This window comes from Streptomyces sp. NPDC058464 (assembly GCF_042721035.1).
Lineage (GTDB): Bacteria > Actinomycetota > Actinomycetes > Streptomycetales > Streptomycetaceae > Streptomyces.
In genome coordinates, this window is record NZ_JBHXMA010000027.1 from 16,079 (window position 1) to 39,979 (window position 23,901).

The 23,901-nt window shown below is 71.1% G+C and carries 20 protein-coding genes and 1 pseudogene; 13 read left to right on the forward strand and 8 right to left on the reverse strand.

Features of this window, described 5'->3' with window-relative positions:
• Positions 1–122: 122 nt before the first annotated feature.
• Positions 123–1,643 carry a lysyl oxidase family protein gene (locus ACFWPQ_RS31475; protein ID WP_384042141.1) on the reverse strand — a complete coding sequence of 507 codons (1,521 nt, stop codon included), beginning with the start codon at positions 1,641–1,643 and terminating at the stop codon, positions 123–125.
• Positions 1,644–2,381: 738 nt separating this feature from the next.
• Here ACFWPQ_RS31475 and ACFWPQ_RS31480 point away from each other — a divergent pair.
• Positions 2,382–2,975: a DUF4291 domain-containing protein gene (locus ACFWPQ_RS31480; protein WP_384042144.1), complete on the forward strand. Its 594-nt coding sequence runs from the start codon at positions 2,382–2,384 to the stop codon at positions 2,973–2,975.
• Positions 2,956–3,555, forward strand: a complete 600-nt coding sequence (locus ACFWPQ_RS31485) for a hypothetical protein (RefSeq protein WP_384042147.1) — start codon at positions 2,956–2,958, stop codon at positions 3,553–3,555. Before ACFWPQ_RS31480 ends, ACFWPQ_RS31485 begins: the two co-directional genes overlap by 20 nt.
• A 752-nt stretch (positions 3,556–4,307) precedes the next feature.
• On the opposite strand, the pseudogene ACFWPQ_RS31490 reads toward ACFWPQ_RS31485, so the two are convergent.
• The 3 genes and pseudogenes from ACFWPQ_RS31490 to ACFWPQ_RS31500 all read right to left on the reverse strand — a co-directional run.
• Positions 4,308–4,907 (reverse strand): annotated as a pseudogene (locus ACFWPQ_RS31490) (class I SAM-dependent methyltransferase); the annotation flags it as partial.
• Positions 4,908–5,033: 126 nt separating this feature from the next.
• A complete protein-coding gene (locus ACFWPQ_RS31495) occupies positions 5,034–5,723 on the reverse strand; it encodes a DUF899 domain-containing protein (protein WP_384042149.1) in 690 nt (229 codons plus the stop codon).
• A gap of 130 nt (positions 5,724–5,853) precedes the next feature.
• Entirely contained in the window at positions 5,854–6,972 is a 1,119-nt protein-coding gene (locus tag ACFWPQ_RS31500) for an alpha/beta fold hydrolase (RefSeq protein ID WP_384042152.1), read from the reverse strand.
• Between the two features lie 291 nt (positions 6,973–7,263).
• On the opposite strand from ACFWPQ_RS31500, the gene ACFWPQ_RS31505 reads away from it, so the two are divergent.
• Entirely contained in the window at positions 7,264–7,881 is a 618-nt protein-coding gene (locus ACFWPQ_RS31505) for a TetR/AcrR family transcriptional regulator (RefSeq protein WP_384042155.1), read from the forward strand.
• Between the two features lie 318 nt (positions 7,882–8,199).
• Here the strand turns inward: ACFWPQ_RS31505 and ACFWPQ_RS31510 are convergent, their stop codons facing one another.
• The 3 genes from ACFWPQ_RS31510 to ACFWPQ_RS31520 form a co-directional block, all read right to left on the reverse strand.
• Positions 8,200–8,421 carry a helix-turn-helix transcriptional regulator gene (locus ACFWPQ_RS31510; protein WP_361294457.1) on the reverse strand — a complete coding sequence of 74 codons (222 nt, stop codon included), beginning with the start codon at positions 8,419–8,421 and terminating at the stop codon, positions 8,200–8,202.
• Positions 8,421–8,912, reverse strand: a complete 492-nt coding sequence (locus tag ACFWPQ_RS31515) for a DUF2975 domain-containing protein (RefSeq protein ID WP_384042158.1) — start codon at positions 8,910–8,912, stop codon at positions 8,421–8,423. Before ACFWPQ_RS31515 ends, ACFWPQ_RS31510 begins: the two co-directional genes overlap by 1 nt.
• A gap of 149 nt (positions 8,913–9,061) precedes the next feature.
• On the reverse strand, positions 9,062–9,739 hold the full coding sequence (locus tag ACFWPQ_RS31520) for a GAP family protein (RefSeq protein ID WP_384042161.1): 678 nt from the start codon (positions 9,737–9,739) through the stop codon (positions 9,062–9,064).
• Between the two features lie 713 nt (positions 9,740–10,452).
• Here ACFWPQ_RS31520 and ACFWPQ_RS31525 point away from each other — a divergent pair.
• From ACFWPQ_RS31525 to ACFWPQ_RS31555, 7 genes are all read left to right on the forward strand, one after another.
• Positions 10,453–10,590: a hypothetical protein gene (locus tag ACFWPQ_RS31525; protein WP_384042164.1), complete on the forward strand. Its 138-nt coding sequence runs from the start codon at positions 10,453–10,455 to the stop codon at positions 10,588–10,590.
• The gene (locus tag ACFWPQ_RS31530) at positions 10,580–11,329 is read left to right on the forward strand and encodes an SDR family oxidoreductase (RefSeq protein WP_384042167.1); all 750 of its coding nucleotides are present in this window, start codon (positions 10,580–10,582) and stop codon (positions 11,327–11,329) included. Before ACFWPQ_RS31525 ends, ACFWPQ_RS31530 begins: the two co-directional genes overlap by 11 nt.
• Before the next feature lie 102 nt (positions 11,330–11,431).
• The gene (locus ACFWPQ_RS31535) at positions 11,432–12,040 is read left to right on the forward strand and encodes a VOC family protein (protein ID WP_384042170.1); all 609 of its coding nucleotides are present in this window, start codon (positions 11,432–11,434) and stop codon (positions 12,038–12,040) included.
• A 126-nt stretch (positions 12,041–12,166) separates the two neighbouring features.
• Positions 12,167–12,454, forward strand: a complete 288-nt coding sequence (locus tag ACFWPQ_RS31540) for a DUF6400 family protein (protein ID WP_384042173.1) — start codon at positions 12,167–12,169, stop codon at positions 12,452–12,454.
• Between the two features lie 155 nt (positions 12,455–12,609).
• Positions 12,610–13,638, forward strand: coding sequence for a polyphosphate kinase 2 family protein (locus ACFWPQ_RS31545; RefSeq protein WP_384042176.1), 1,029 nt, complete (start codon positions 12,610–12,612; stop codon positions 13,636–13,638).
• Positions 13,635–16,364, forward strand: a complete 2,730-nt coding sequence (locus ACFWPQ_RS31550) for a cation-translocating P-type ATPase (RefSeq protein WP_384042179.1) — start codon at positions 13,635–13,637, stop codon at positions 16,362–16,364. The genes ACFWPQ_RS31545 and ACFWPQ_RS31550 overlap by 4 nt, the downstream gene beginning before the upstream one ends.
• Positions 16,365–16,529: 165 nt before the next feature.
• The gene (locus ACFWPQ_RS31555) at positions 16,530–16,997 is read left to right on the forward strand and encodes a hypothetical protein (RefSeq protein WP_384042182.1); all 468 of its coding nucleotides are present in this window, start codon (positions 16,530–16,532) and stop codon (positions 16,995–16,997) included.
• A gap of 61 nt (positions 16,998–17,058) precedes the next feature.
• Here ACFWPQ_RS31555 and ACFWPQ_RS31560 read toward each other — a convergent pair whose 3' ends face one another.
• Positions 17,059–17,412: a DUF805 domain-containing protein gene (locus tag ACFWPQ_RS31560; protein ID WP_384042185.1), complete on the reverse strand. Its 354-nt coding sequence runs from the start codon at positions 17,410–17,412 to the stop codon at positions 17,059–17,061.
• Positions 17,413–17,582: 170 nt separating this feature from the next.
• Between ACFWPQ_RS31560 and ACFWPQ_RS31565 the strand changes: the two genes are divergently transcribed.
• From ACFWPQ_RS31565 to ACFWPQ_RS31575, 3 genes are all read left to right on the forward strand, one after another.
• Positions 17,583–18,455 carry a hypothetical protein gene (locus ACFWPQ_RS31565; RefSeq protein WP_384042188.1) on the forward strand — a complete coding sequence of 291 codons (873 nt, stop codon included), beginning with the start codon at positions 17,583–17,585 and terminating at the stop codon, positions 18,453–18,455.
• A 108-nt stretch (positions 18,456–18,563) separates the two neighbouring features.
• Positions 18,564–19,328: a TIGR03936 family radical SAM-associated protein gene (locus tag ACFWPQ_RS31570; protein ID WP_384042459.1), complete on the forward strand. Its 765-nt coding sequence runs from the start codon at positions 18,564–18,566 to the stop codon at positions 19,326–19,328.
• A gap of 275 nt (positions 19,329–19,603) precedes the next feature.
• Positions 19,604–23,833, forward strand: coding sequence for a ribonuclease E/G (locus ACFWPQ_RS31575; protein ID WP_384042190.1), 4,230 nt, complete (start codon positions 19,604–19,606; stop codon positions 23,831–23,833).
• Positions 23,834–23,901: the final 68 nt, after the last annotated feature.

Genomic DNA, 23,901 nt, shown 5'->3' on the forward strand with positions numbered 1-23,901 from the left:
AACTCGGGGGCGAACGCCTGCCGGTCACTGCGGGCGCCGTTGCCGATTCACCGGATTCGTGGCAGCGGAGACGTGTCGTGCCGGTGAGCGGGCGGAGGCGTGTACCCCCGCCCGCCGGGTGGTCAGGGAGCGTCGATGAGGCCGTACTTCGGCACGGTCACCGAGCGGGCCCCCGGCGTACCGCCGAGGACGACCTTGCGGTACGTGACGTTGTTGGCCGTGCTCTGCTCCTTGAGCCGGTTGTCGGGGTTGGCGATGACCTGGATGTAATAGGTGCCGTTCGGCAGGTCCGTGACGTCGAAGGACTGACCGGGCCGGTACTGGCTGTAGGTGTCGCCGTTGCCGACGTCGAGCACCTCGCGCACCGAGACGGCGGTCTCCTCACCGCAGGCGGTGGCGAGGTCGGTGTTGTACGGGTGCCAGTTGGCGTTCTTCACCGTGTAGTCGATGGCGTCGGTGTTGGCCAGGCAGAACGCCTCCTTGCCGCTGCGGACTATCTCCTTCTTGTCCGCGCCGAGCAGCCGGTAGCTGGCGAAGTCGCTGAAGTGCCAGTGCTGGTGGCCCTCCCGCGGGTCCCACTCCATGGTGCCGGTGGGTGTGTACCCGACCTGCTTGCCCTTGGCGTCGTAGAAGTACTGGTACGCGTCCATCTTCTCCGCGCCGGGCTTGCGGAACCCGTCCACGACCAGCGGCGAGGGGCCACCGTTCCAGACGGTGGCGCTGAAGGCGAGGTAGTCCTTGCCGGCGACGGCACCCGCTCCGCCCTCGGCCCCGTCGGTGATCGCGATGCCGTACGCGGGGAGGGCGCGCAGGTCGGGCTTGGGCATGGCGGCGGCGACGGCCGCCTTGCCGACCGGGCGTCTGGCGGCCGGCTTCGGGTGCTTCGACGTGCTCTTCTGCCCGCGCTTGGCGCCGGCCAGACCCTGGCCCCCGCCGGAGTCCTGCTGGCGGACCGTCACCTTGATGGTCTGGGTCTTGTCGGGTATTCCGAACAGGTCGCGATACTTCTTCGCCACCGACACCTTCGCGGTGTAGACGCCGGCCGGCAGGTCGATCGCGTCGTCCCCACGGAAGCCCTGGGACGTGGCGGCCGCCCAGCCCTTCTCGACACCCCACACCCCGCCGAGCGCGAACGGGTTGTCGGAGCAGCCGTCGGGGTACTTCGAGGTGGCCGGGGCATCCGGCCGGATCCGGCCCGCCCGGTTGTTCGGGCAGAACGACTGCGTGGTGTCGACCTTCTTCGCCCCCGACTCGTCGCTGATGCTGACCTTGAGGAAGCCCGGCAGACCCGAGAAGTCCTTCACCAGGCCCTTCGGCAGGGTCTTGGTCACCGTCCGGCCACCGGAGCGGATCACCTGCGATGCGACGACAGGGTCGTTGTAGGACTTGCGCGTCACCCGCAGCTCGAACGGTCCCCCGTCGACCGTGATGTAAGTGCCGAGGTCCAGGTAGATCCCCGGCTCGCCCTCCCATCGGTCGACGGTCACCGCGGGGGTGGCGGCGATCAGTTCGAGCTTCGGCGTGCCCGCCGGTGTAGCCGCTCCCGCGCCGGGCGCGGCGAGGGTTCCGGCGGCGCCGACGGTGAGGGCGGCAGCGGCGATGACCGCCGAACGCCTTAAGGCATTGGGGTGGTGTCTGGTCATGGGTGCTCTTTCTGCGTCTGGTCGGGACGAGTCGTGCACGTCTTGCAGGCACGGAAGGATGTGCTTGTGTGCCATCTGTGAAAAGGCCGGAAATCGGGTTCAGGTTGCCTGACGACCTGAAGTCGCCCTGAACGGCAGCTCGTTGCCGCTGTCAACTCGGCGGTCGACGACCGTCCGACACTCGGCCGGGCCGGAGAAGGTACGGAGACCGGTGCGCGGCTTCCGCGCCGACGGACCGTTTGCCGGGCCGTGAGCCCTCGCCAGCATCAGCACAGGGCGCGATCTCGGGCTCACGGCGCGGTACAAGAGGCGCCGACAGCAAGGTCTGCGACGGTTGTGGGTGTTCAACGGCTCATGAGGCACTCCGCGATCCATCGGGCGCCCCGACGGGTCACATGGCAGCACAGGCTCGCCGGGACGGGCGTGATGTCGAGCCTGCAAGTCGCAGACTATGGGTGGGATCCACGGTCCACTTCTTGCAGGCGTACCCGCCAGCCCCGACCCCGTGTATGAAGTTGTGGCGCTGGCGGGGGTGGGCGAGGAGGAGAGGAGGCATCGGCCCTGGAAATGACCTTCTGCGGCTGCCCACACCGCGGGTAGCCGTGGGCCGTAGTGGGAGACGCCGAGCAGCATCTGCGACGGTCAAGCCATGCACCCCGTTCGGTGCAGGGGCTGGGGAGGCGCCGTGCCCGACAAAATCAGTGGCCTCCTGAACCGGCTGACCCCACGCTGTACGGCATGGAACAACCGCAACGCGGGATCCGTGCGGCCTATACGGATTCCACGATCACCGTCTACCAGGCGTACTCCCCGGAAATCGGCCTGCCCGCCGTTCGCGAGGGCCGATTCCCCACGGTGTGGAAGCGCGACAGAATGACGTGGATCAAGCCGTCGTTCCGGTGGATGATGTACCGCTGCGGCTGGGGCGCCAAGGAGGGGCAGGAGACCGTGCTGGCTGTCGAGATCAGCCGTGACGGCTTCGATTGGGCGCTGCGCAACGCGTGTCTGTCGAGCTACGCCCGCGGGGTGCATGCCGACCGAGCCGCCTGGCAGCGTCAGTTGAAGCGGGCGCCCGCTCGCGTGCAGTGGGACCCCGAGCGGGATCTGCACCTGCAGCCCCTGCCGTACCGATCTCTGCAGCTCGGTCTTTCCGGTGAGGCCGCACGACGCTACGCGGACGAGTGGGCGGTCGCCATCCGCGACGTCACACCCCTCGCCCACGAGATCCACGCCCTCGTCCGCAGCGGTGACCTGGACTCGGCCAGCCGACTGCTGCCCCAGGAACACCCCTATCCCGTTGAAGGCGCATTCCTTGCCCATCTACAGGGATGACGGCCTGATCCGTCTGTCCGCACTGTGGCAGCACCAGTTCCCCGAGGGGCCTCCCATCGCCCACGAACTGCGCACTGCATACAGCGACCGTTGGGTGCGCTTCCACAGTCTCCCGGGCTCGAAGCGCTACCCGGAGACCGACGACGAGTACGGCATCGCCCTCCACCGGTACAACACGATCCTGGACGAACTCTTCGCGGGCACCGACGTCTACGTCATCACCGTGGCCTGGTCCTGGGAACCGGACGGACCGGAACGCCCGCTGCGACGGCACGAGGTGCACCCCCAAGGCGCCCGATGGACGACGCTCGCGTACGACGACGATCCCGACCCCGAACTCCACAGCCACACGCATCTCTACGCTGATCGCCGCCCCTGGCGACCAGGCACGGTCGACGACATCCTCCGGGAAGTGGCAGACGACGTACTCAGCGGAGTGATCATCACCGACAGCGGACTCAGCCGCATCCACCATCCATACGACGGCGGCGCGGACGTCATCGCAACGAGCTCCGCGGAACGCGACCGAATGCGTGACAGCCACCGACACTGGCTGCCTCGAAACCCTGCCGGCCTTTGAAACGGCGATCGGGGAGCGCCCAGCCGCTCCCCGATCGAGAACCACCACCAGCAGTACCTCGACAAGAACCCGGCGGCGGGCTACTGGGAAGCAGCCGAACCACCCTGAGGTTCACTCACCAGGACCCGTCATCCCCCTGTGCGGGGGGGCCTACGGGGAACCGAACAGGGTGGGTGGGCGTCCTGAAGGCCGTGATCAACGGTGTGAGGATGGCGGCACACGGGTGGAGACGCGGGGTGGCGGCTTCAGCAGTCGCGGTTGCGGCAGCCGTGGTTCTGGCCGGGTGCGGGAGCAGCACGCCGCAGCCGGTCGGAGATCCTGATCCGGGCGGACGGTTGCTTGCGGCGATCAAGCCGGTGCTTGCCGTCGCTCCAGCGGGGGCGCACATCTCTTCGAGGTACGCGGTCAAGCCGATGTGGGACTCCTGCGACGGGATTGCGTCCACTTACGGCTGGGACGAGCCGACGGTGGACTTGGCGTTCACCGGCGGTGGCACGGACGCGCAGGTCGTCGCGCATCTGAAGTCAGCCCTGCGAAAGTGGGGCTGGACCTTCGATACCGCGAACTCCGCCCCTACCGGGCCTTGGTACTGGCACAAGACCGTGGCCAGGAACGTCCAGGGCACCGTGCAACTGCTTGGCGGTTCGGCCTTCAGCCCCTCCGACTGGGACCTCCAGGCCACCACTCCTCCGGCTGTCCACCCGGTCACCGGCTGCTGACACCGTTCCCCACCTCCTGCGACCCCTTGCCGGCAGGAAGCACAGGAAGCGCGGCATGGCCGCGATGACTTCGGGAAACAGCTCGCGGGCGGCGGGATCGGGATCCGGCTCGCTGATGACCGTCATCCGGAAACCGGCCCCGATGAAAGCCTCGATCATCGCGTGCAGCGGCCTGTGCCATCTGCTCACCAGCGCGGTCTGGCCGCCCATGGTCCACTCTTGGGTCCAGTCGGTGGTGTCGAAACAGTTGTGCTCGCCCTCGCGACCGGCCTCGCGGTGTATGAGGGTGACGGCGGAGGGATGGTCGACGGACGCGATCAGCCGGCCGCCGGGCCTGAGTACGCGTCGCAACTCGGCCAGCGCCGGCCCCCAGTCCTCCAGGTAGTGCAGCACCAGGGACGCCACTACATCGTCGAACGTGTCATCGGCGTAAGGAAGCGGGCCACCCAGGTCCGCCACCCGCAGGTCCGCACCGTCGCCGAGCCGCCGCCGGGCCAGCTCCAGCATCCCGGCACTCGCGTCGAAGGACGGCGAAGTGCGCCCGGTGGAGCTCGCGTGGTCGTGGTGCTCGTTCGACCAGTACGGGAGTGGTTGCAGAGCCCTCACGCGCCGGTGGCGGGCGGGCACGTGCACCGAGGTGCGCCGGGCGGCCGGGACGGGTGGCCTGGGCCTGGCGGGGCGAGCGGGAGCGGGGTGGCCGCTGTGCTCGCCCCTGTCGGCGCCTGGTGGCCCCGCCCTCCGGTGCGACGGGTTCTTCGCTCAGCCGGCGCCCGGGCCGTAGAGCGCGGCGATGTTCTCGGACGTCGCCCACCGGCTGTAGGTGGGGGACTGGGGCCAGCCCTCGGGTGAGTCCTGCCATTCCTCCTGACGTCCGTACGGCAGCAGGTCGATCAGCGCGAAGCTGTGGCTGAGCTGCTCGGTGCCCCGGCCGTCGGTGTGCCAGGTGCGATAGACGGTGTCGCCGTCGCGGAGGAACACGTTGACGGCGAATCCTCCGCCGGGCGGTGCGCCGACGTCGGACCCGAACGGGCTGTTCGCGGTCGAGTACCACGTCATCCGGTTGCCGACCCGCTGCTTGTAGGCGAGTGCCTCCTTGACGGGGCCCTGGGTGACGACGACGAACCGTGCGTCGTAGTCGTCCAGGAACTCCAGGCGGGTGTACTGGGAGGTGAACCCTGTGCAGCCCGAGCACTGCCATTCCTTGTCGGCGAACCACATGTGGTTGTAGACGATCAGCTGCCGCTTGCCCTCGAAGACGTCTGCCAGCCGGACGGGGCCGTCCTCGCCCTCGAGTGTGTAGTCGGGCATCTCGACCATCGGCAGACGGCGACGCTCGGCGGCGACGGCGTCCAGTTCCCGGGTTGCGGCCTTCTCCCGGGCACGCAGTGCCGCGAGCCGGTGTTCCCAGGTCGCGGCGTCGACGACGGGTGGTAGCGCGTGGTCGGTCATGGTTCCCTCACGGATCTCGTGCGTGGCTTCGGCTTGTGCGGAGGCAGACCGCACAGGGCTCCGGAACTCATCGGTCGGCCGGCCGGCAGAGGTCTTCGCCCGCGAACGCGGCGGAGGACGCCCGTCCGGATCAGGCTCCGAGGAAGGCCGGGAGGTCGCCGCGGGTCGGGTAGTTCGGCAGGGGCGCCGGCTGGTCCTGGAGGAACGCGGTGATGACGGCGACGGCTCGTTCGTCGTTGTCGTCGAGGCCGTTCCACATGTGGTGTCCGACCCCGGGCATGTACTGCGTGCGCCGGACGGCGGGGTCGTCGGCGAGGACGGCAGTCGCCCATTCGCGGACCTGGGAGGAGCACTCGGCGATCATCAGCATCGCGGGGGTCCGGGAGCGCCTCAGCTGCGGGGCGATGGAGGGTGAGTCCCTGACCGTCTGCTGGATGCGGAGGCTGGCCGCGGGGCTGAAGGAGAAGTTCTGCGCCGTGTCCTCGGTGGGGATGCGGTGCGCGTCGCGCGCACAGTAGCCGGACGCGGTGTCGCTGCCGAGATCGGCGGCGGTGAAGGCGTTGTCGCCTTCGGCCTGTCCGATCAGTCCGGTGTCGGGGGTGAGCAGCCCCAGCCGCATGAGGCCGAATGCGACGGCGTAGCGGGGGACATGCGTCGACCGTGGTCCGGTCGTCGCCGGTGCGAGGCCGCGTGCGGATCGGCGGCCCTTGTGCCCGGCGATCCGCGCGGTCGGGCCGTCCATCGGGCCGGGCTCGGCGATGATCGCCCGGTGCAGGCGTGCGGCCGTGTGCCGGTCCGCCAGGGCCCGGGTGAGTATGACGGCCCCGGAGGAGAATCCGAGGATGTCCACCTGGCCCCGGCCCAGGCGGTCGATGAAGGCGGCGAGGTCGCGGACCGACCTGGAGATCGTGTACTGGTCCATGGGAAGCAGGTCACTGCGTCCGCCGCCGGCCTGTTCGTAGGCGTAGACGTCGTAGCCCTGTCGCGCCAGGAGCCGCAGGAACCGGTGGTCGAGCAACGAGATGCCGCGGACCGGCCCGCCGTTGAGGTACACGAGCGGAATCGGGTGTCGGGTGCCGGTGTTCGCGGGCGGGTAGTGGTACACCGCGACCCGGCTTCCGGTGGCCAGGTTCCAGTGCTGTGTGGCCACGGACGGCAGGTCAGGCGGGTATTGCCGCGCCGTCGGGACGGTGGCGATGCAGACCGACGCCGTCAGGGCTGCGGCGACGACCACCGGCAGGAACGTCATCAGCCGGGCCGGCCCTGGGCGGCGCCGGCCTCGCCAGAGTGCGGCACACGTTGCGATTCCCAGGGTCGTCGACCACGCGGGGAGCCCTGAATCCGCCCCGTTCGTGACGACGAGCAGCGCGAGAAAGACGACGAGCAGCGCCGCGACCGCTGCCAGGGCAAGGAGTAAGCGGCCTGTGAAGCGGCCTGTGAAGCTGACAAGGCGTTTGGCGGACGTAGACATTCTGATTCCCCCATCTGTTTCAGAACGCTGTTTCAAAACGACGTTACCAGAGCGGGTAGGCTGCTCGTCGTGGGTAGGCCGAGGACGAACGACGAGACCGTCAAAGAGCGGCTTGTGGCGTGCGCGACCGAGATGCTCGCCACCGGTCCCCGGGAGTCGGTCACGGTGCGTGCCATGGCCGCGGCCGCCGGAGCGTCGACGACGGCGGTGTACTCCCTGTTCGGGGGCAAGGACGGACTGATCGGCGAGGTGCGCGACAGGGCGGTCGTCGGCCTGTTCCAGGGGCTGTCGGCGGTGCCTGACTCCGGGCACGCCCTGGCGGACATCTACGCGCTCGCCGTCGCGTACCGGCGTTGGGCCGGCGAACACAGCCATCTCTACGCGGTGCTGTTCGGCGGGGTGCAGTCTTTCGATCCGTCGGGCGCCGTCGGCATCGGTGATCCGATCGGGCCGCTCCTCGCGGCGATCGACCGCGCGTTGGCCGAGTCCGTTCTCGAGGGAGAGGCGACGTCGATCGCCCTCTCTGTCTGGGTGACCCTGCACGGGCTTGTGACGCTCGAACTGGCAGGGGCTCTCGACGCCGCCACCGTCGAGGCCACATTCCGGTCGACGATCGACGCCACCCTCCGCGGCTGGATGACCCCCACGGCGTTCCACAGCCTTCGGCGTACTGAAGCAGCCACGTGACTGCGTGCTGGAGCAGCCACGCAGCGGCGGCGTGCTGGAGCGGTCCCGTGACGGAGTGCTGAAGCGGCCCCGTAACAGCGGTCGCGGGTGACTTCGGACGTGCGCGGCGAAGTTCGTGCGGCGGCCGCCTTCGCTACCCCGGGCGGTTCCGTGCTTGTGCGTTGGTGCGCGGATCTGAGCCGGTTGGTGTTCGGTCGCAGATGGGCGACCGCATCCCGATCGGCCCGACCGGCATGAAGTTGCTGCCGCCGACGGCCAAGAGCGTGCCGTGCCGTGGGCCGGTGATGCGAGGCGTCTCGGTGACTGCCCCGGGGCGCGTCATCCGCCCGCGGTGTCCTCTGTCTCCCAGCGCAGCAGGTCGCCCGGCTGGCACACGAGCACCTCGCAGAGCGCGGCGAGGGTCGCGAAGCGCACCGCCTTGGCGCGGCCGTTCTTGAGGACCGCCAGGTTCGCGGGCGTGATCCCCACCCGGTCCGCGAGCTCGCCCACGGACATCTTCCGCTTGGCCAGCATCACGTCGATGTCGACGACGATCGGCATCAGATCACCTCGTCCAACTCGGCCTGCATCTGCGCCGCTTCGACGTCGCGCGCGACGGCCTGAGCGAGCAGCATCCGCAGGACGAGCACGATGAGCGCGACCCCGAGAATGGCCATGCCGATCCCGCCCATGATGACGGTGACACCCGGGTCGTCCCGCTGGCCCGGCGCGTTGATCGCCGTGACCGCGAACCACATGAGGGCGGCCGCCACGATCGCGCCGATCACGAGGTCCACGTACCGGAAGGCGGCGTGCGAGAAGACGGTTCCGCGTCGCACCATCGTCACCAGCCGCCATACGGAGACCAGGGCGACCTGGGCCGACACCATGCCCAGGATCGTGATCACCCGCAGCGGGGTCAGCGGGAGCGACCCGTCCTCCGGGTCGTTCCCGCTCACCAGCGTCCACACCATCCCTGCCTGTACGAACACGGTGCCGGCGAGCACCACCGTGAGCACGGCGCGCAGCGCACGCACTGTCAGCTTTCCCACGACCCCGTCCTTCCATCGAGTTGCGATGGAAATCTATCGAAAGTCGATAGGTTGTACAAGAGGTGGGCGCAAGGGGGGCGCAAAGGGTGGGCGCACAGGGCGGACGCAAAGGGTGGGCGCAGGGGCTGGGGTGTCGGAGGGCGAGCCCCTCAGGAGATGAGGATGCCGATGCCGTCGCCGAGCAGCTTGAGGCCGAGGACGAAGAACAGGACCGCCATCACGGCGACGTTGTGCTGGGCGGCCCAGTCCTTCCAGTTGCCGAGCGTGGTCTTGGCCCGCTCTCCGCCGAGCAGGTAGACCGCCAGCGGGGTGAGCAGGCCGAGGGTGGCGATCACGACGAAGATCGCCAGCGCTGCGATCTGCTGCCCCACCGGCAGTCCGGCCGAGCCGATCGCGGCGCCCGCGGCGATGGTCAGCGGGGCGTTCTTGGCGTTGAGTGCGGCCAGGGCCAGACCGAGTGCGAAGACCTTGGCCGGCGTGAGGCGGTCGATCGCGCTCATCCACTTCGGCAGCCGGGCTTCCGACGGATCCTTGGGGCGCCGGTGCCATTGCCGGGCGCCGAAGACGACGAGGAACAGGCCAAGGGCCAGCTTGAGGGCTCCCACCCAGGTGGCCGGGTGATTGTGGGCGGAGGCGTTCGCGGGGGAGGCGATCGCCAGCATGATCGCGCCCAGCGCCGAGAGTCCCAGGATCCAGCCGACGGTGAAGAGGACTCCGTTGAGGCGTCCGCGAGGCGTGGCGAGGATGAGGATGACCGCGATGATCGGGAGCGGGCTGACCGCGACACCGGCCGCAAGCCCAAGGATGTCACCGAGAACCTTGCCCATGATCGCCTCCAGGGGGTGGCAGAGCGGCCGCCGTGTCGGGCGACCTCTGCCGGGCGACCTCTTACGGAGCGGGTGACCCGGCTGCCCGGCCGTCCGGCCGGCGCCGGTCCGCGGCTCGGCCGGACGTTCCCGGCTGCTGAGCGTCTCGTCGGCCCGACAGGCCCGTATTCCATGTTCCTGCGCCCCGGCGAGTCTGTCCTCGTGAGCTGTCCGGAGTTCCGAGGGGAGAGCCGGCGGCCACGGTCCGCGGCGCCCGGTGGATCAGGCCGACGACCTGGAGAGGAGGGGCGCACTGTCCTTCGCTCCCTGGCGGGTCACCGTCGAACACGCGCCCCTGGGGCGACATCATGTCGGCCCGCAAGGAGGGAGGTCTGCCGACAGTCCTCCCTCGCCCGCCGGCCACAGGGTGAACCGGCAGCGGCGCACCGGGCCCCCGTGCGCCGACGACCTATTCGGTCCGGTCCGGTCTGGTCCGGTCCGGTCCGGTCCGGGATGCCGTTCCACCGGGTGGGTGACAGACTGAGGTTCCGGAGCCGCGGGACCGTGGCGGAGAGCTCGGGAGACGGAGAGTTCCGGGGCGGCCCCGGCCAACCCCGTTCTGCGCGTCGCAGTAGCGATTCGGTCCGTTCGCCCGCCAGTCGGCCAGTCGGCCAGTCGGCCAGTCGGCCAGTCGGCCAGTCGGGAGTGCGGGAGCCGGGAACCAGGAACCGTCCGTGACCTCCGAAGCTCGGTACTCCCCGGAGGAATCCGCTCCGCTGAGCGTCGATCCGTACAACGACTTCCTGCAAGGTGTCGGCAGGGCCGACGAGTTGGGCGGCACCGGCGGGCGCGGAGGTGGTCATGGCTGGTGAGTCGAGCGAAGCGCACGGGGAACTGGCCGGGCAGACGGTCGTCGTGGTGGGCGGCAGCGCCGGCATCGGTCTGGAGACGGCGCGGCAGGTGCGGGCCGCCGGCGGTGACCTGGTGCTCGTGGCACGCAACGCCGAGCGCCTGCAGCGGGCCGCGGACGAACTGCGCCCGCTGACCACGGCCGTGCTCGACGCCCAGGACACCGCACACCTGGAGCGTTTCCTCGGGGAGCTGCCCGGGCGGGTCGACCATGTGATGGTGACGGCGGGCAGCCCGTCGTACACCCCCCTCGGCGAACTCGATCTGACCCGTGCCGCCCAGGACTTCGGCGGACGTGTCGCGATGATGCTGGCGGTGGCGCGGGCGGGCCGGGAGAAGGTCAGGGCCGGGGGAACGCTGCTGTTCATCGGCGGCACCGGTGGCCGGCGGCCCGCGCCCGGGATGGCCGTGGTGGGCGCCGTCACCGCGGCGCTCCCGGCGCTCACCGCCAACCTGGCACTGGAGGTCGCCCCGGTCCGGGTCAACCTCATCGCGGCCGGGTTCGTGGACACCCCCCTGTCAGCCGCCCTCCTCGGTGACCGACTGGAGGCGCGCCGCGAGGAGTTGCGCGAGACGCTGCCCATCGGCCGCGTGGTCGGCCCGGCGGACGTCGCCGCCCTCGCCCTGCACATCATGGTCAACGACGCCCTCACCGGCGCCACCTACGACATCGACGGCGGTCAGCAACTGCTCCCACACTGACCCCCCGCCCCCGCCGGTATCCCCCACGGCCCTGCAGCCCTGCAGCCCTGCAGCCCTGCAACCCCACAGCCCCACGCCCCTACGAGACGGGAGGCGCAAGTCATGGACATGAAACTGGAGGTCGTCGTGGTGCCGGTGGCAGACGTCGACCGCGCCAAGGACTTCTACACCGCACTGGGCTGGCGGCTCGACGCGGACGTCGCCGGCGACGGCGACTTCCGGGTCGTACAGGTGACCCCGCCCGGCTCCCCGGCGTCGGTCATCTTCGGCTCGTCGGTCACCGACCAGGCTCCGGGCTCGGCCCAGGGCCTGCACCTGATCGTCGACGACATCGGGGCCGCCCACGACGACCTGGCCCGGCACGGCGCCCGCCCGAGCGACGTGTTCCACGACGCCGGCGGGGTCTTCCACCACGCCGGCACCGATGCCCGGGTGGCCGGCCCCGACGGCAGCTACGGCTCCTTCCTGTCGTTCAGCGATCCGGACGGCAACGGCTGGCTCCTCCAGCAGGTCACCACCCGGCTCCCCGGGCGGCTGGACCCCGCGGCCACCACGTTCTCCTCGGCCGGCGACCTGGCGAGCGCTCTGCGCCGGGCCGCGGCGGCGCACGGCGAGCACGAGGCTCGCACGGGCGGCGAGGACCCGGACTGGCCGGACTGGTACGCGCGGTACCTGGTGAGCGAGCAGGCCGGGACCGCCCCGCCCGCGTGAGCCGGACACCGGCCGGGACCGCCCCGCCCGCGTAGCCGGTACCGGCCGCAGGCGCGCCCCCGACCTGCTGTGATGTGCCCCACGGGCTCTTGTCGTCAGCCATACGGCGTACCTAAATTCGGTTATATGTCCGACAAAGATGCCTCCCGTCCCACCGAGCCGGTCGAGTTCTCCGTCGACCTCACGGGTCACGAGATGACCCGCAGGGCGCACGTCATGGCGGCGCTCGGCGACGACTGGGACCCCGTCGAGATGGTGCGGGGCGAGGTGGAGGCCTACGACATGCTGTACTCCGGCCTCGATCCGGAACAGCAGCGGCTGTACGACACCCTCCTCGCCGCCGGCGTCCTTCCGCGCCGCGGTGACGCCGGCGACCGCCGCGACCGCGGTGCCGGCGGGGATGCCACCGCCTGACCCGTGCGCCGCGGCCCTGCCGTACGACCTGAACCACCCGCGAGGCGCTACGACCTGAACCACCCGCGAGGGGTGAGGACGGCCCGGGCGGTCGGCGGGAGGCTGGACGGGCCGCTGTGACAGGCGGACCGGCCGGTGCGAAGGGCGGGTGGGTCATGGGTGACGACGGAGCCGACCGCGTCGCGGAGTTCATCGAGCCCCTGCGGGTCGAGCCCGGCAGCAAAGTGCGGCTGGCCGAGGACTTCGACCCCGGCTTCCGGGCCGGCATCCGCAAGAAGAAGGACGGCGTCGAACTGCTCCGCAGCGGTATCGAGCAACTGGCCGACTACCAGCGACGGCTGGCCGCCCAGGACACCTACGGAGTGCTGCTCTGCCTGCAGGCACTGGACGCCGGCGGCAAGGACGGCACCATCCGCCACGTCATGAGCGGAGTCAACCCGCAGGGCGTGCGCGTCGTCGGCTTCAAGGTCCCCTCGAACGACGAACTCGACCACGACTACCTGTGGCGCTACTCCCGGAACCTGCCCGGCCGCGGTGAGATCGGCATCTTCAACCGCTCCCACTACGAGGAAGTGCTCGTGGTCCGGGTGCACCCGGACAACCTGCGCCGCCAGAAACTGCCCGACGCGGCCCGCGGCCCGGACGTGTGGGAACGGCGCTACCGCGAGATCAACGACTGGGAGCGCTATCTGACCGACAACGGCTTCAGGATCGTGAAGATCTTCCTGAACCTGTCGAAGGAAGAACAGCGCACCCGTTTCCTCAAACGCATCGACGTACCCGAGCGCAACTGGAAGTTCTCGTCGGCCGACGTGCGCGAACGGGCCTACTGGGACGACTATCAGCGGGCGTTTTCGCAGATGTTGTCCGCCACCAGTACGCGATGGGCGCCCTGGTACGTCGTTCCCGCCGACCACAAGTGGTTCGCCCGGGTGTGCGCGGCCGCCGTCCTGGTGCACACCCTGATGGACATCGATCCGCAGTACCCGCAGGTCAGCGACGAGAAACGGCGTGAACTGGCCCAGATCAGGGAGGACCTGGAAGCGGAGGCACCCGCGGGTGCGGCCCCAGATCCGTACGTGGCGGCAGAGAAGAAGAACAAGGCGAAAATCAAGACGAGCACGAAGACCACGAAAAACAAGAAAAACAAGAAAAACCAGAAAAACAAGAAGGCGTCTTCATGACCGCGCCGGCAGACGCCCCGCAGGACCGGGCGGACGGCGGCGGGCCGTGGTACGCGCGTCCGCCGGAGCAGGTGGCCGCCGCCTTCGACGTGGATCCGGCCGCCGGACTGTCCGGCTCCCGCGCCGCGGAACTGCTGCGGACACACGGCCCGAACGCGCTGCCGGAGGAGAAACCGCTGCCGGGCTGGCGCCGTTATCTCGCCCAGTACCGCAGCTACATGCAACTGGTCCTGGTCGCCGCCGCCGTCGTCTCGCTCGTCATCAAGGAGTGGAGCACGGGGATCCTGCTGCTCGTCCTGACCGTCGTCAACGCGGTCGCCGGGATGCGCCAGGAAGGCAAGGCGGACAGCGCCATGAACGCGCTGAAATCGATGATGAAGGCCACCGCCCGGGTGCGCAGGGACGGCACCGAGTCGAAGATCCCGGCCGAGCAGGTCGTACCGGGTGACGTGGTGCTGCTCGCGGCGGGCGACGAGGTGCCGGCGGACGGCCGCGTCGTCACGGCGAACGCCCTGCAGATCGACGAGTCGGCGCTGACCGGGGAGAGCGTGCCGGCCGCCAAGGAGGCGACCACGCTCACCGACGCCGACCTGCCGCCGGGCGAGCGCCGGAACATGGCGTTCATGAACACCCCCGTCACCCACGGCAGCGGCACGATGGTGGTGACCGCGACCGGTGCGGACACCGAACTCGGCCGTATCTCGGGCATGCTGTCGACCACCCGCCGGGAGGCCTCGCCGCTGACCCGGGAGATGGACCGGCTCACCCTGTGGATCACCGCGACGGCCGGCGTGACGATGATCCTGATGTTCGTACTCGGCCGCGAGCGGGGCACGGCGTGGGACGCGCTGTTCGTCAGCGCCGTCTCGCTGGCGATCGCCGCCATCCCGGAGGCCCTGCCCACCGTCTCCCAGACGATCCTGTCCATCGGCGCCGTCGACCTGTCCCGGCGCCGCGCCATCGTGAAGGACCTCCCGTCGGTGGAGGCACTGGGGTTCACCTCGGCGATCAACTCCGACAAGACCGGCACGCTCACCATGAACCAGATGACGGCCGTCGAGGTCGTCGACGCCGGCGACCGCTACACCGTCTCCGGCACCGGCTACGGCCTGGAGGGCAGGATCCGGCACCCGGTGGGCAGCGCCCCGGACATGACCGACGTGATCCTGCCCTACCTGGTCGCCAACGACGCCCGGCTGGTGGACGGCAAGGTCGTCGGCGACCCCACCGAGGGCGCCCTGCTGGTCCTCGGCCACAAGGCCGGCCTGGACGTCGACGCCACCCGGGAACGGCTGCCCAGGCTCGCCGTACTGCCCTTCGACCCCGCCTACAAGCTGATGGCCACCTTCAACCGGGCCACCGACGAGAGCGGCCGCCCCGTCGTGCGCTGCTTCGTGAAGGGCGCGGCGCCCGCCGTGATGGACCGCGCCGCCACCGCACTCCGACAGGGCGCGGCCGTCCCCTGGGACGACGAACTGCGGCAGCGGGCCCAGGAGCAGGTCGAACGGATGGGCGGCGAGGGACTGCGGGTGATGGCCGCGGCGCGCCGCGACCTCGACCCGGCGGCGTTCGACCCGGACGGTGACCTGCTCGGCTACGTCACCGACCTTCTGATGACCAGCCTGGTCGGCATGGTCGACCCGCCCCGTGCAGAGTCGAGGGCCGCGGTCGCCGACGCACAGGCCGCGCACATCAGGGTCCGCATGGTGACCGGCGACGACGTCGTCACCGGCGCCGCCATCGCCCGGCAGCTCGGCATCGACGGGGAGGCCGTGCTCGGCGCGGACTTCGCCGCCCTCCCGGAGAGCGAACGGCTCGCCCGGATCGACGGCATCGGCGTCGTCGGCCGGGTCGCACCCGAACACAAGGTGCTGCTCGCCGAGACGCTGAAGAAGAAGGGCGGCGTCGTCGCCATGACCGGCGACGGCGTCAACGACGCGCCCGCGATCAAGGCGGCAGACGTCGGCATCGCCATGGGCTCCGGCACCGAAGTCGCCAAGAACGCCAGCCGTATGGTTCTCGCCGACGACAACTTCGCCACGATCGTCTACGCCGTCGAACAGGGCCGCAAGATTTACGACAACCTCACCAAGTACATCCGGTTCGTCCTCGTCCTGCTCGTGGTGTTCGTGCTGACGTTCCTCGGCGCGACCCTGTTCGACATCGCCGCCGGGGAGCCGTTCACCCCGGCGCAGGTGCTGTGGATCCACTTCTTCGTCAACGCGGCCTTCGGCTTCGCGCTCGGCTTCGACCGGCAGAGTCCCGGCCTGATGGCCCGCCGCCCGCGACCGCGCGGCGCACACGTGCTCACCCGGGGCGTCGTGCTCACCGTCGGGCTGTCCGGCCTGGTGATCACCATCGGCCTGCTCTGCCTGATCGACCTCGGCAGATCCCGCTACGACAGCGTCGCGATCGGCCAGTCCATGGCGTTCACGTCCTTCGCGCTCTGCCTGATCGTGGCCGCCCTGGAGTGCCGCAGCGAACGCGACACCGTTCTCACCACCGCCAGTTTCGACAGCAAGCAGATGAACCGCGCCATGCTGATCGAGTTCGTCCTCGCGATCCTGGTCACCCAGATGGACGCCTTCCGCAGACTGCTCGGCACGACCGAACTGAACCTGGCCCAGTTCGGCTGGACGCTGCTCCCGGCGCTCGCGCTGCTGGCGCTGTGGGAGATCGGCAAGTTCCTCGCCCGCTGGAACGGCATGCCGGTCCAGCGGACATGACGCGCCGCCGACCCGATCCTCCGGACCGCGTTTTCCGGCTGCCGACGAAACCGTGACACGACCGCCATGGAAGCCGCGCAGAACCGGCCGCACAATCGGGGAATCCGAACACCGGTGAACAGGCGAACAGCAGAACGCGGGCGCACGACGGGGGAGTTGGCGGACATGGAACTGGAACTGGGATACGACCTGCTGGGCAGCCGGCTGCGCAGCATCGGAGAGGTCGAGCTCACCTACGGCCGCTGGGGCGGCCGGCCCCGCACGCTCGGGCCGCACCCGCTGGAGTACGACATGCTCGGCAGCCGGCTGCGCCGGATCGGCGACCTCGAGATCGGCTACGGCCGCCTGGGCACCGTTCCCAGAACGTTCGGGACCTGGGACGTCGACTCCACCGCCTGGTCGGGGATCCCGCGGCGCATCGGGCCGTACCCGATCGACCACCCCCGGCTCAGCGGCCGGGTGCGCGGGATCGGCCCGCTCTCCGTGGAGTACGACCTGCTGAGCAGCCGGCCCCGCCGCGTCGTCCTGCCCGCCGGGCTGCACGCCCTTCCCGACGACCTCCTGCGCGTCCTCTTCCTGGTCCTGCACCTCCAGACCGAACGCAACAGGAGGAACTCGTCCTCCGCGGCATAGGCCGCCCGGACAGGCGAAGGCCCGCCGGACGGTTCCGGCGGGCCTTCGGGATGTCGGCAGGTCAGACGGCGGCCGCGAGCTTCGGGTTGGCGCCGTACTGGTTCTCCTCCGGCTTGCTGTCGGACGCGAGCCAGACGAGCAGGATGATCCAGCCGACCAGCGGGATGATGCCGATCAGGATCGACCAGCCCGAGCGGCCGGTGTCGTGCAGGCGGCGGACCGCGACACCGAGGCTGGGCAGGAGCACCGCGAGGTTGTAGATCGCGGCAAGGGCAGCGAAGTGGATGGCGTTGCCGACGACGGCGAGCACGATCGCGATGACCAGGTTGATCAGCGCGAACATCCAGTACTCCTTGCGGCGCGCGCGTCCGCTGAACACCACGTACTTCTTCAGTACGTCCACGTACCAGTTCATTACTCGTCCCCCAGGGATCAAGGCGTGATTGTGCGCACAGCAAATCAAGCCGACGTGGCCGGTTCCATTCAGATTGGCGTGAGCGGGTCAACCGTTACCGTCTCGCCGCCGATCGGTGATCAAGGGTGGCCGATCGCATCCGCGCGGCACCCGATAGCGTCTCTCCGGCCATGGACATGCAGAAACGGCCCCAGTGGCCGCCCCAGCCACCGCCGCAGGCGCAGTACCCCGAGGGATGCCTGGTCGTCGCGGTCAGAATCCCCGTGCGGATCTTCGTGTTCCTGGTGGTGCTGCCGGTACGCCTGCTCTGGGACGCGTTCACCGCCGCCGCACGGTTCCTGTGGCGATACGTCCTCGCCCCGGTGGGACGCGCGATCGTCTGGATTCTCCACGGACTCCTCGTCGTACCCCTGATCTGGCTGTACCGCCACCTGCTCACCCCCCTCGGCCACGCCCTCGTACGGCTCTACGCGCGCGTGCTCACCCCGACCGGCCATGCGCTCGTGCGGTTCCTCGTGTGGTTCCACGCGCGCGTGCTCACCCCGATCGGTCACGCGGTCGTGTGGCTCCTCACACCCGTCGCCAAGGCCGTGGCCTGGTTGTCCGACATGCTCGGCACCGCCCTGTACTGGACCGCGCGGGTGCTCCTCGTCCTGCCCGCCGTCGCCCTGTGGCGCTGGGTCCTCGCCCCGGCCGGCCGCGTCCTCGGCATCGTCCTCAGGGAGATCGGGGAGGCCCTCGGCCACGCCTGGCGGGCCGCCGGGTACGTCGCACGGGCCGCCGGACGGGTGCTCGGGACCCTCTTCCGGTGGATCTTCCTGGAACCCGCGCGGTGGGTGTACCGGACCGTCCTCACCCCGGTCGGACACGTCGTGCGCGACCTCGTACTGCACCCTGCGGCCGAGGCCGCGCGCGCGATCGGCCGCGCCGTACGCCAGGCCCGCGCCGACCTCCGCCGCGCCCTCTTCGGCGAACCGACGCGGCCCGCGCCCGTGGACCGCCGGGAACCCGGGGGCCGCGACACACGTACTCTTGATGGATAGCAGTACACAGCCGTGCGGCCGACAGCGGTACGGCCCTCGCACCAGAACCACGAAGGACTGACGACACTGGGCAAGCGACAGCCCGAAGGCCCGCCGCCCGCACCCGCGGTGCAGCGCATCCGACTGCGCTACACCAAGCGCGGCCGCCTCCGGTTCACCAGCCACCGTGACTTCCAGCGCGCCTTCGAGCGTGCGCTGCGCCGCGCCGAGGTGCCGATGGCGTACTCGGCGGGGTTCACACCGCACCCGAAGGTGTCGTACGCCAATGCCGCACCCACCGGCACGGGCAGCGAGGCGGAGTTCCTGGAGATCGCGCTCACCGCACCCCGCGACCCGGAGCGGCTGCGCGCCCTCCTCGACGAGTCCCTGCCCGCCGGGCTCGACATCGTCGACGCGGTCGAGGCACACACGTCCGGACTCGCCGACCGGCTCACCGCATCCGTGTGGGAGCTGCGGCTGCCCGGCGTGGACCCGGCACAGGCCGAACAGGCCGTCGCCGCGTTCAACAGCGCCGAGACCGTCGAGGTCCAGCGCATGACCAAGAACGGCGTCCGCACCTTCGACGCCCGCCCCGCGGTCGTGCAACTTGAAACACAGAGTGAAACGGCTGATAGGCCGACCGACCAGCCCTGTGCGATACTGCGGCTGGTTGTTCGGCACGTGACGCCTGCCGTACGACCCGACGACGTCCTGTCCGGTCTCCGCGCCGTGGCCGACCTGGCGCCGCCGGTCCCCGCAGCGGTGACCAGGCTGGCGCAGGGGCTGCTCGATGAAGAGACCGGCACGGTGACCGACCCGCTCGCGCCCGACCGCGAGGCAGCTCAGGCCCTTTCGAAGGCCGAACCCGCTGCCGCCGCGACGGCGTCGGCGTAAGGAAGGTCCCGCGAAGGACGGACGTCGTAGCGCAGCCCTCGTACTCGGGAGCCACCTGGGTCGGGCAGCGCACCGACCAGAAGACTTTCGCCAGGCCGTCCGCGACAAGGCGTACGGAACCGGCGAGACAGGACACAGAAAGCTCCTGTGCGGCGCCCGCGCCCCACACGGCGGCACCGCGCACCGCGCGAGCCGCGGACGTCACCGGCGGTCGCTCGACCGATCGACGCCGGACCAGGCGCGGCGCCCGGGAGCCTGACGGGAGAAACGCCCGCATGCTCGAACCGACCGAGCCCACCGAGGGCTCCGAACTGAACACCCCCAGCGACACCCTGCCGCCGCGCAGGCGTCGCCGTGCCGCGTCCCGCCCCGCGGGACCGCCCGCCGGGACCGAGGCCGTGGCAGAGACCGCGGCGCCGGCCATACCGGCCGCCGAGACCTTCGAATCCGCCGCCGAAGCGACGGAAGAGGTCGCCGAGACCCCTGAGACGGTCGAGACAGCCGAGGCTGTCGAGGTCGTCGAGGAGGCTGCGCCCGCTCCGCGTAGCCGCCGCCGTGCCACTCGCCGGGTGTCCGCGCCCGCCGGTGCGACGGCCGCCGCCGAGACCGAGGGCGCCGAGGCGGCGGAGACCGTCGCGCCCGCCGCTGCGACAGCCGCGACCGAGCCCGCCCAGGGCACCGTCGAGTCCGCTGCGGCCGCTGAGGTCGTCGAGGAGGCCGCGCCCGCTCCGCGTACCCGTCGCCGCGCGACCCGCCGGGTGTCCGCGCCCGCCGCTGCCCCGGCCGCCGCCGAGGAGCCCTCCGCCCTGGCGGAGGCCGAGCAGGCGCAGCCCCAGGAGACCCCTGAGACGGTCGAGACAGCCGAGGCTGTCGAGGTCGTCGAGGAGGCCGCGCCCGCTCCGCGTAGCCGCCGCCGTGCCACCCGCCGGGTGTCCGCGCCCGCCGGTGCCGCGGCGCCCGCCGAGGCCGGTGAAGAGGCCGCGGTCACGACCGTGGCCGCCGAGGCCGCAGAGGTGGTCGAGGCGCCTGAGGCCGTAGAGGCCGTCGACGTCGTCGAGGAGGCAGCTTCGGCTCCGCGTGCCCGTCGCCGTGCGACCCGCCGGGTGTCCGCGCCCGCCGGTGCGTCCGAGGCCGCTGCCGCCGAGACGGCCGCCGCTGCCGTCGAGGAGGAGCCGCAGGCAGCGGCCGTCGCCGAGGCCCCGGCCACCGAGTCCGTCGAGGCCGAGGCACCGCGCCGGTCCCGGCGTCGCGTCGTGCGCCAGGCCGCCATCGGGTTCTCCGAGCCCGCCGCCCCGGCCGCCGCCGAGGAGGAGCCGCAGCGCCGCCCGGCCCGCCCCGCCGTCGCCGTCTTCCAGGCGCCCGTGTTCGCCGAGCCGAAGTTCCAGACCCCCCAGCGCGCCGCCGCCGAAGCGGCCGCCGAGGCCGCAGGCGCCGAGGAGCCCGAGGAGTTCGGGGCCGCCACGGATTCCGCGGCCACCGCTTCCGCCACCGCCGCTTCCGCCACCGCCTCTGCCGACTCCGCTTCCACGGCGTTCGCCGCGGAGCCGGCCGAGCAGGCCGACGCCGGTTCGCGCCGTCGGCGCCGCCGCCGGGGCGCCGTGGAGGAGGCCCCGGTCGCCGAGGCCGCGGCCGAGGACGAGACCGAGGAGCCGGAGGAGTCCGTCGAGGACACCGCCGACGGCGAGGACGAGGCCGAGGAGTCCGGCTCCCGCCGGCGCCGCCGTCGCGGTGGCCGGCGCCGCCGTCGCGGTGACGCCTTCGACGGCGAGGGCGCCGAGGACGGGACCGACGAGCTCGCCGCCGAGCAGGCCGAGCAGGATGCCGAGGACACCGCCGAGCAGGAGGAAGAGGACGACGAGGAGGCCCACGACGAGGCCGGCCTGTCCTCCTCCAGCAGCCGTCGTCGCCGGCGCCGCCGCCGGCGCGCCGGGGACACCTCCGGCGAGGCGGAGCCCGGCGAGGGCGACCCGGAGCGCACGGTCGTCAAGGTCCGTGAGCCCCGCAAGCCCTCCGAGCCGTCCGACGAGGTCCAGTCCATCAAGGGCTCGACCCGCCTGGAGGCCAAGAAGCAGCGCCGCCGCGAGGGCCGCGAGCAGGGCCGCCGGCGCGTCCCGATCATCACCGAGGCCGAGTTCCTCGCCCGCCGCGAGGCCGTCGAGCGCGTGATGGTCGTCCGTCAGCACGGCGACCGCACCCAGATCGGCGTCCTGGAGGACGGCGTGCTCGTCGAGCACTACGTCAACAAGGAGCAGTCGACCTCGTACGTCGGCAACGTCTACCTGGGCAAGGTCCAGAACGTGCTGCCGTCGATGGAGGCCGCCTTCATCGACATCGGCAAGGGCCGCAACGCCGTGCTCTACGCCGGTGAGGTCAACTTCGAGGCGCTGGGCATGGCCAACGGCCCGCGCCGTATCGAGTCCGCCCTGAAGTCCGGCCAGTCCGTCCTCGTCCAGGTGACGAAGGACCCGATCGGCCACAAGGGCGCCCGCCTGACCAGCCAGGTCTCCCTCCCCGGCCGTTACCTCGTGTACGTCCCCGAGGGCTCGATGACCGGCATCAGCCGCAAGCTGCCCGACACCGAGCGGGCCCGGCTGAAGACCATCCTCAAGAAGATCGTCCCCGAGGACGCGGGCGTCATCGTGCGCACCGCCGCCGAGGGCGCGAGCGAGGACGAGCTGCGCCGCGACGTCGAACGGCTCCAGGCGCAGTGGGAGGACATCCAGAAGAAGTCGAAGAACGGCAACGCCCCGACGCTGCTGTACGGCGAGCCGGACATGACCGTCCGGGTCGTCCGCGACATCTTCAACGAGGACTTCTCCAAGGTCATCGTCAGCGGTGACGAGGCCTGGGAGACCGTCTACGGCTATGTCGCGCACGTCGCGCCCGACCTCGCGGGCCGGCTGTCGAAGTGGACCTCCGAGGTCGACGTCTTCGCCACGTACCGGATCGACGAGCAGCTGTCCAAGGCGCTGGACCGCAAGGTCTGGCTGCCGAGCGGCGGTTCGCTGGTCATCGACCGGACCGAGGCGATGGTCGTCGTCGACGTCAACACCGGCAAGTTCACCGGCCAGGGCGGCAACCTCGAGGAGACCGTCACCAGGAACAACCTGGAGGCGGCCGAGGAGATCGTCCGCCAGCTGCGGCTGCGCGACCTCGGCGGCATCATCGTCATCGACTTCATCGACATGGTCCTGGAGTCCAACCGGGACCTGGTGCTGCGGCGCCTGCTCGAATGCCTCGGGCGGGACCGTACGAAGCACCAGGTGGCCGAGGTGACCTCGCTGGGGCTGGTCCAGATGACCCGCAAGCGGGTCGGACAGGGCCTGCTGGAGTCGTTCTCCGAGACCTGCGTGCACTGCAACGGCCGTGGCGTCATCGTCCACATGGAGCAGCCCAGCTCCGGCGGCGGTGGCGGCGGCAAGCGCAAGAAGCGCGGGCGCGGCGGCGACGGACACGAGCACGACCACGACCACGACGTGCACGAGACGCACGAGGTCGTGGCCGACGGGGCCGTCGAGCACGCCGAGGCCGTCCACGCCGTCGAGACGGCGGCGGAGGTCGCGGCCGAGGTCGCCGTGCCCGTGGCGCTGTCCGCGCCCGACTTCGCGCCGGACGAGGAGTTGTACAGCAGCGTCGCCGAGGCGGAGGCCGCGGCCGGCCGCGGCCGTACCCGCCGCCGGGCGAGCCGCCGGGCCTCGGCTCCGGCCGGCGCGCCCAGGGAACGCCGTGCGACGCGGCGGGAGGCCGAGGCCGAGGTGGCGTCGGCAGCGGTGCCGGCCGCCGAGGCGCACGCCGAGCCCGTCGCCGTCGAGGACCCGCTGGTCGAGGCTCCGCAGGCCGCTGTGGCCGAGGCGGCTGTGACCCAGGCCGCTGTGACCCAGGCCGCTGTCACCGAGGCGGCCCCGGCCGTCGAGGAGACCGCGCCCAAGGGCCGTACGCGTCGGCGTGCCACCCGGAAGGTGTCGGCGCCCGCCGGTTCCCCGGCCGGGGCCGAGGCGACCGTGGTGACGGTCGTCGCCGAGACCGCCCCGACGGCGGAAACGGCGGCGGAGACGGCGGCTGCGACGGTGACGGAGACCGCACCGGAACCGGTCGCGGAGCCCGAGGCCGAGGTGGCCGCGCCCACCGAGAGCGCCGCTCCGGCCCGCCCGCGCCGCCGTGCGGTGCGCAAGGCCACCGCGCCGACCGCGTCCGAGGAGGCGGCCGTCGTGGTTGTACCGGCTGCCGAGGCCGCCGAGGCTGCCGAGCCAGTGGAGGCACCGGCCGCCGAAGCCCCGGCCGCCGAGGAGTCCGTCGAGGAGGCCGCCCCGGCCAAGAAGACGGCCCGTAAGACGGCTGCCAAGAAGACCGCGGCGAAGAAGACGGCCGCCAAGAAGACCGCCGCCAAGAAGACGGTGGCGAAGAAGACGACGGCCAAGAAGGCGGTCAAGACCGCCAAGACGGCCGCCGCCAAGTCGACGGCGAAGAAGACCACCACGGTCGCCACCGCCTCCGACGAGGGCTGACGCCCGGGCGCGGGGCCGGTCCACGTGTCCGGCCCCCCGCCGCCTGGGACCCCGGACCAGTGACCGGC

Excerpts from the sequence above, each read along its gene's own strand:
- ACFWPQ_RS31555 (WP_384042182.1), top strand. The coding sequence starts at position 16,530 with ATGGAACTGGAACTGGGATACGACCTGCTGGGCAGCCGGCTGCGCAGC.
- ACFWPQ_RS31510 (WP_361294457.1), bottom strand. The coding sequence starts at position 8,421 with ATGCCGATCGTCGTCGACATCGACGTGATGCTGGCCAAGCGGAAGATG.
- ACFWPQ_RS31500 (WP_384042152.1), bottom strand. The coding sequence starts at position 6,972 with ATGACGTTCCTGCCGGTGGTCGTCGCCGCAGCCCTGACGGCGTCGGTC.
- ACFWPQ_RS31550 (WP_384042179.1), top strand. The coding sequence starts at position 13,635 with ATGACCGCGCCGGCAGACGCCCCGCAGGACCGGGCGGACGGCGGCGGG.
- ACFWPQ_RS31540 (WP_384042173.1), top strand. The coding sequence starts at position 12,167 with ATGTCCGACAAAGATGCCTCCCGTCCCACCGAGCCGGTCGAGTTCTCC.
- ACFWPQ_RS31475 (WP_384042141.1), bottom strand. The coding sequence starts at position 1,643 with ATGACCAGACACCACCCCAATGCCTTAAGGCGTTCGGCGGTCATCGCC.
- ACFWPQ_RS31575 (WP_384042190.1), top strand. The coding sequence starts at position 19,604 with ATGCTCGAACCGACCGAGCCCACCGAGGGCTCCGAACTGAACACCCCC.
- ACFWPQ_RS31480 (WP_384042144.1), top strand. The coding sequence starts at position 2,382 with ATGGAACAACCGCAACGCGGGATCCGTGCGGCCTATACGGATTCCACG.
- ACFWPQ_RS31535 (WP_384042170.1), top strand. The coding sequence starts at position 11,432 with ATGGACATGAAACTGGAGGTCGTCGTGGTGCCGGTGGCAGACGTCGAC.
- ACFWPQ_RS31565 (WP_384042188.1), top strand. The coding sequence starts at position 17,583 with ATGGACATGCAGAAACGGCCCCAGTGGCCGCCCCAGCCACCGCCGCAG.
- ACFWPQ_RS31530 (WP_384042167.1), top strand. The coding sequence starts at position 10,580 with ATGGCTGGTGAGTCGAGCGAAGCGCACGGGGAACTGGCCGGGCAGACG.
- ACFWPQ_RS31495 (WP_384042149.1), bottom strand. The coding sequence starts at position 5,723 with ATGACCGACCACGCGCTACCACCCGTCGTCGACGCCGCGACCTGGGAA.
- ACFWPQ_RS31545 (WP_384042176.1), top strand. The coding sequence starts at position 12,610 with ATGGGTGACGACGGAGCCGACCGCGTCGCGGAGTTCATCGAGCCCCTG.
- ACFWPQ_RS31520 (WP_384042161.1), bottom strand. The coding sequence starts at position 9,739 with ATGGGCAAGGTTCTCGGTGACATCCTTGGGCTTGCGGCCGGTGTCGCG.
- ACFWPQ_RS31560 (WP_384042185.1), bottom strand. The coding sequence starts at position 17,412 with ATGAACTGGTACGTGGACGTACTGAAGAAGTACGTGGTGTTCAGCGGA.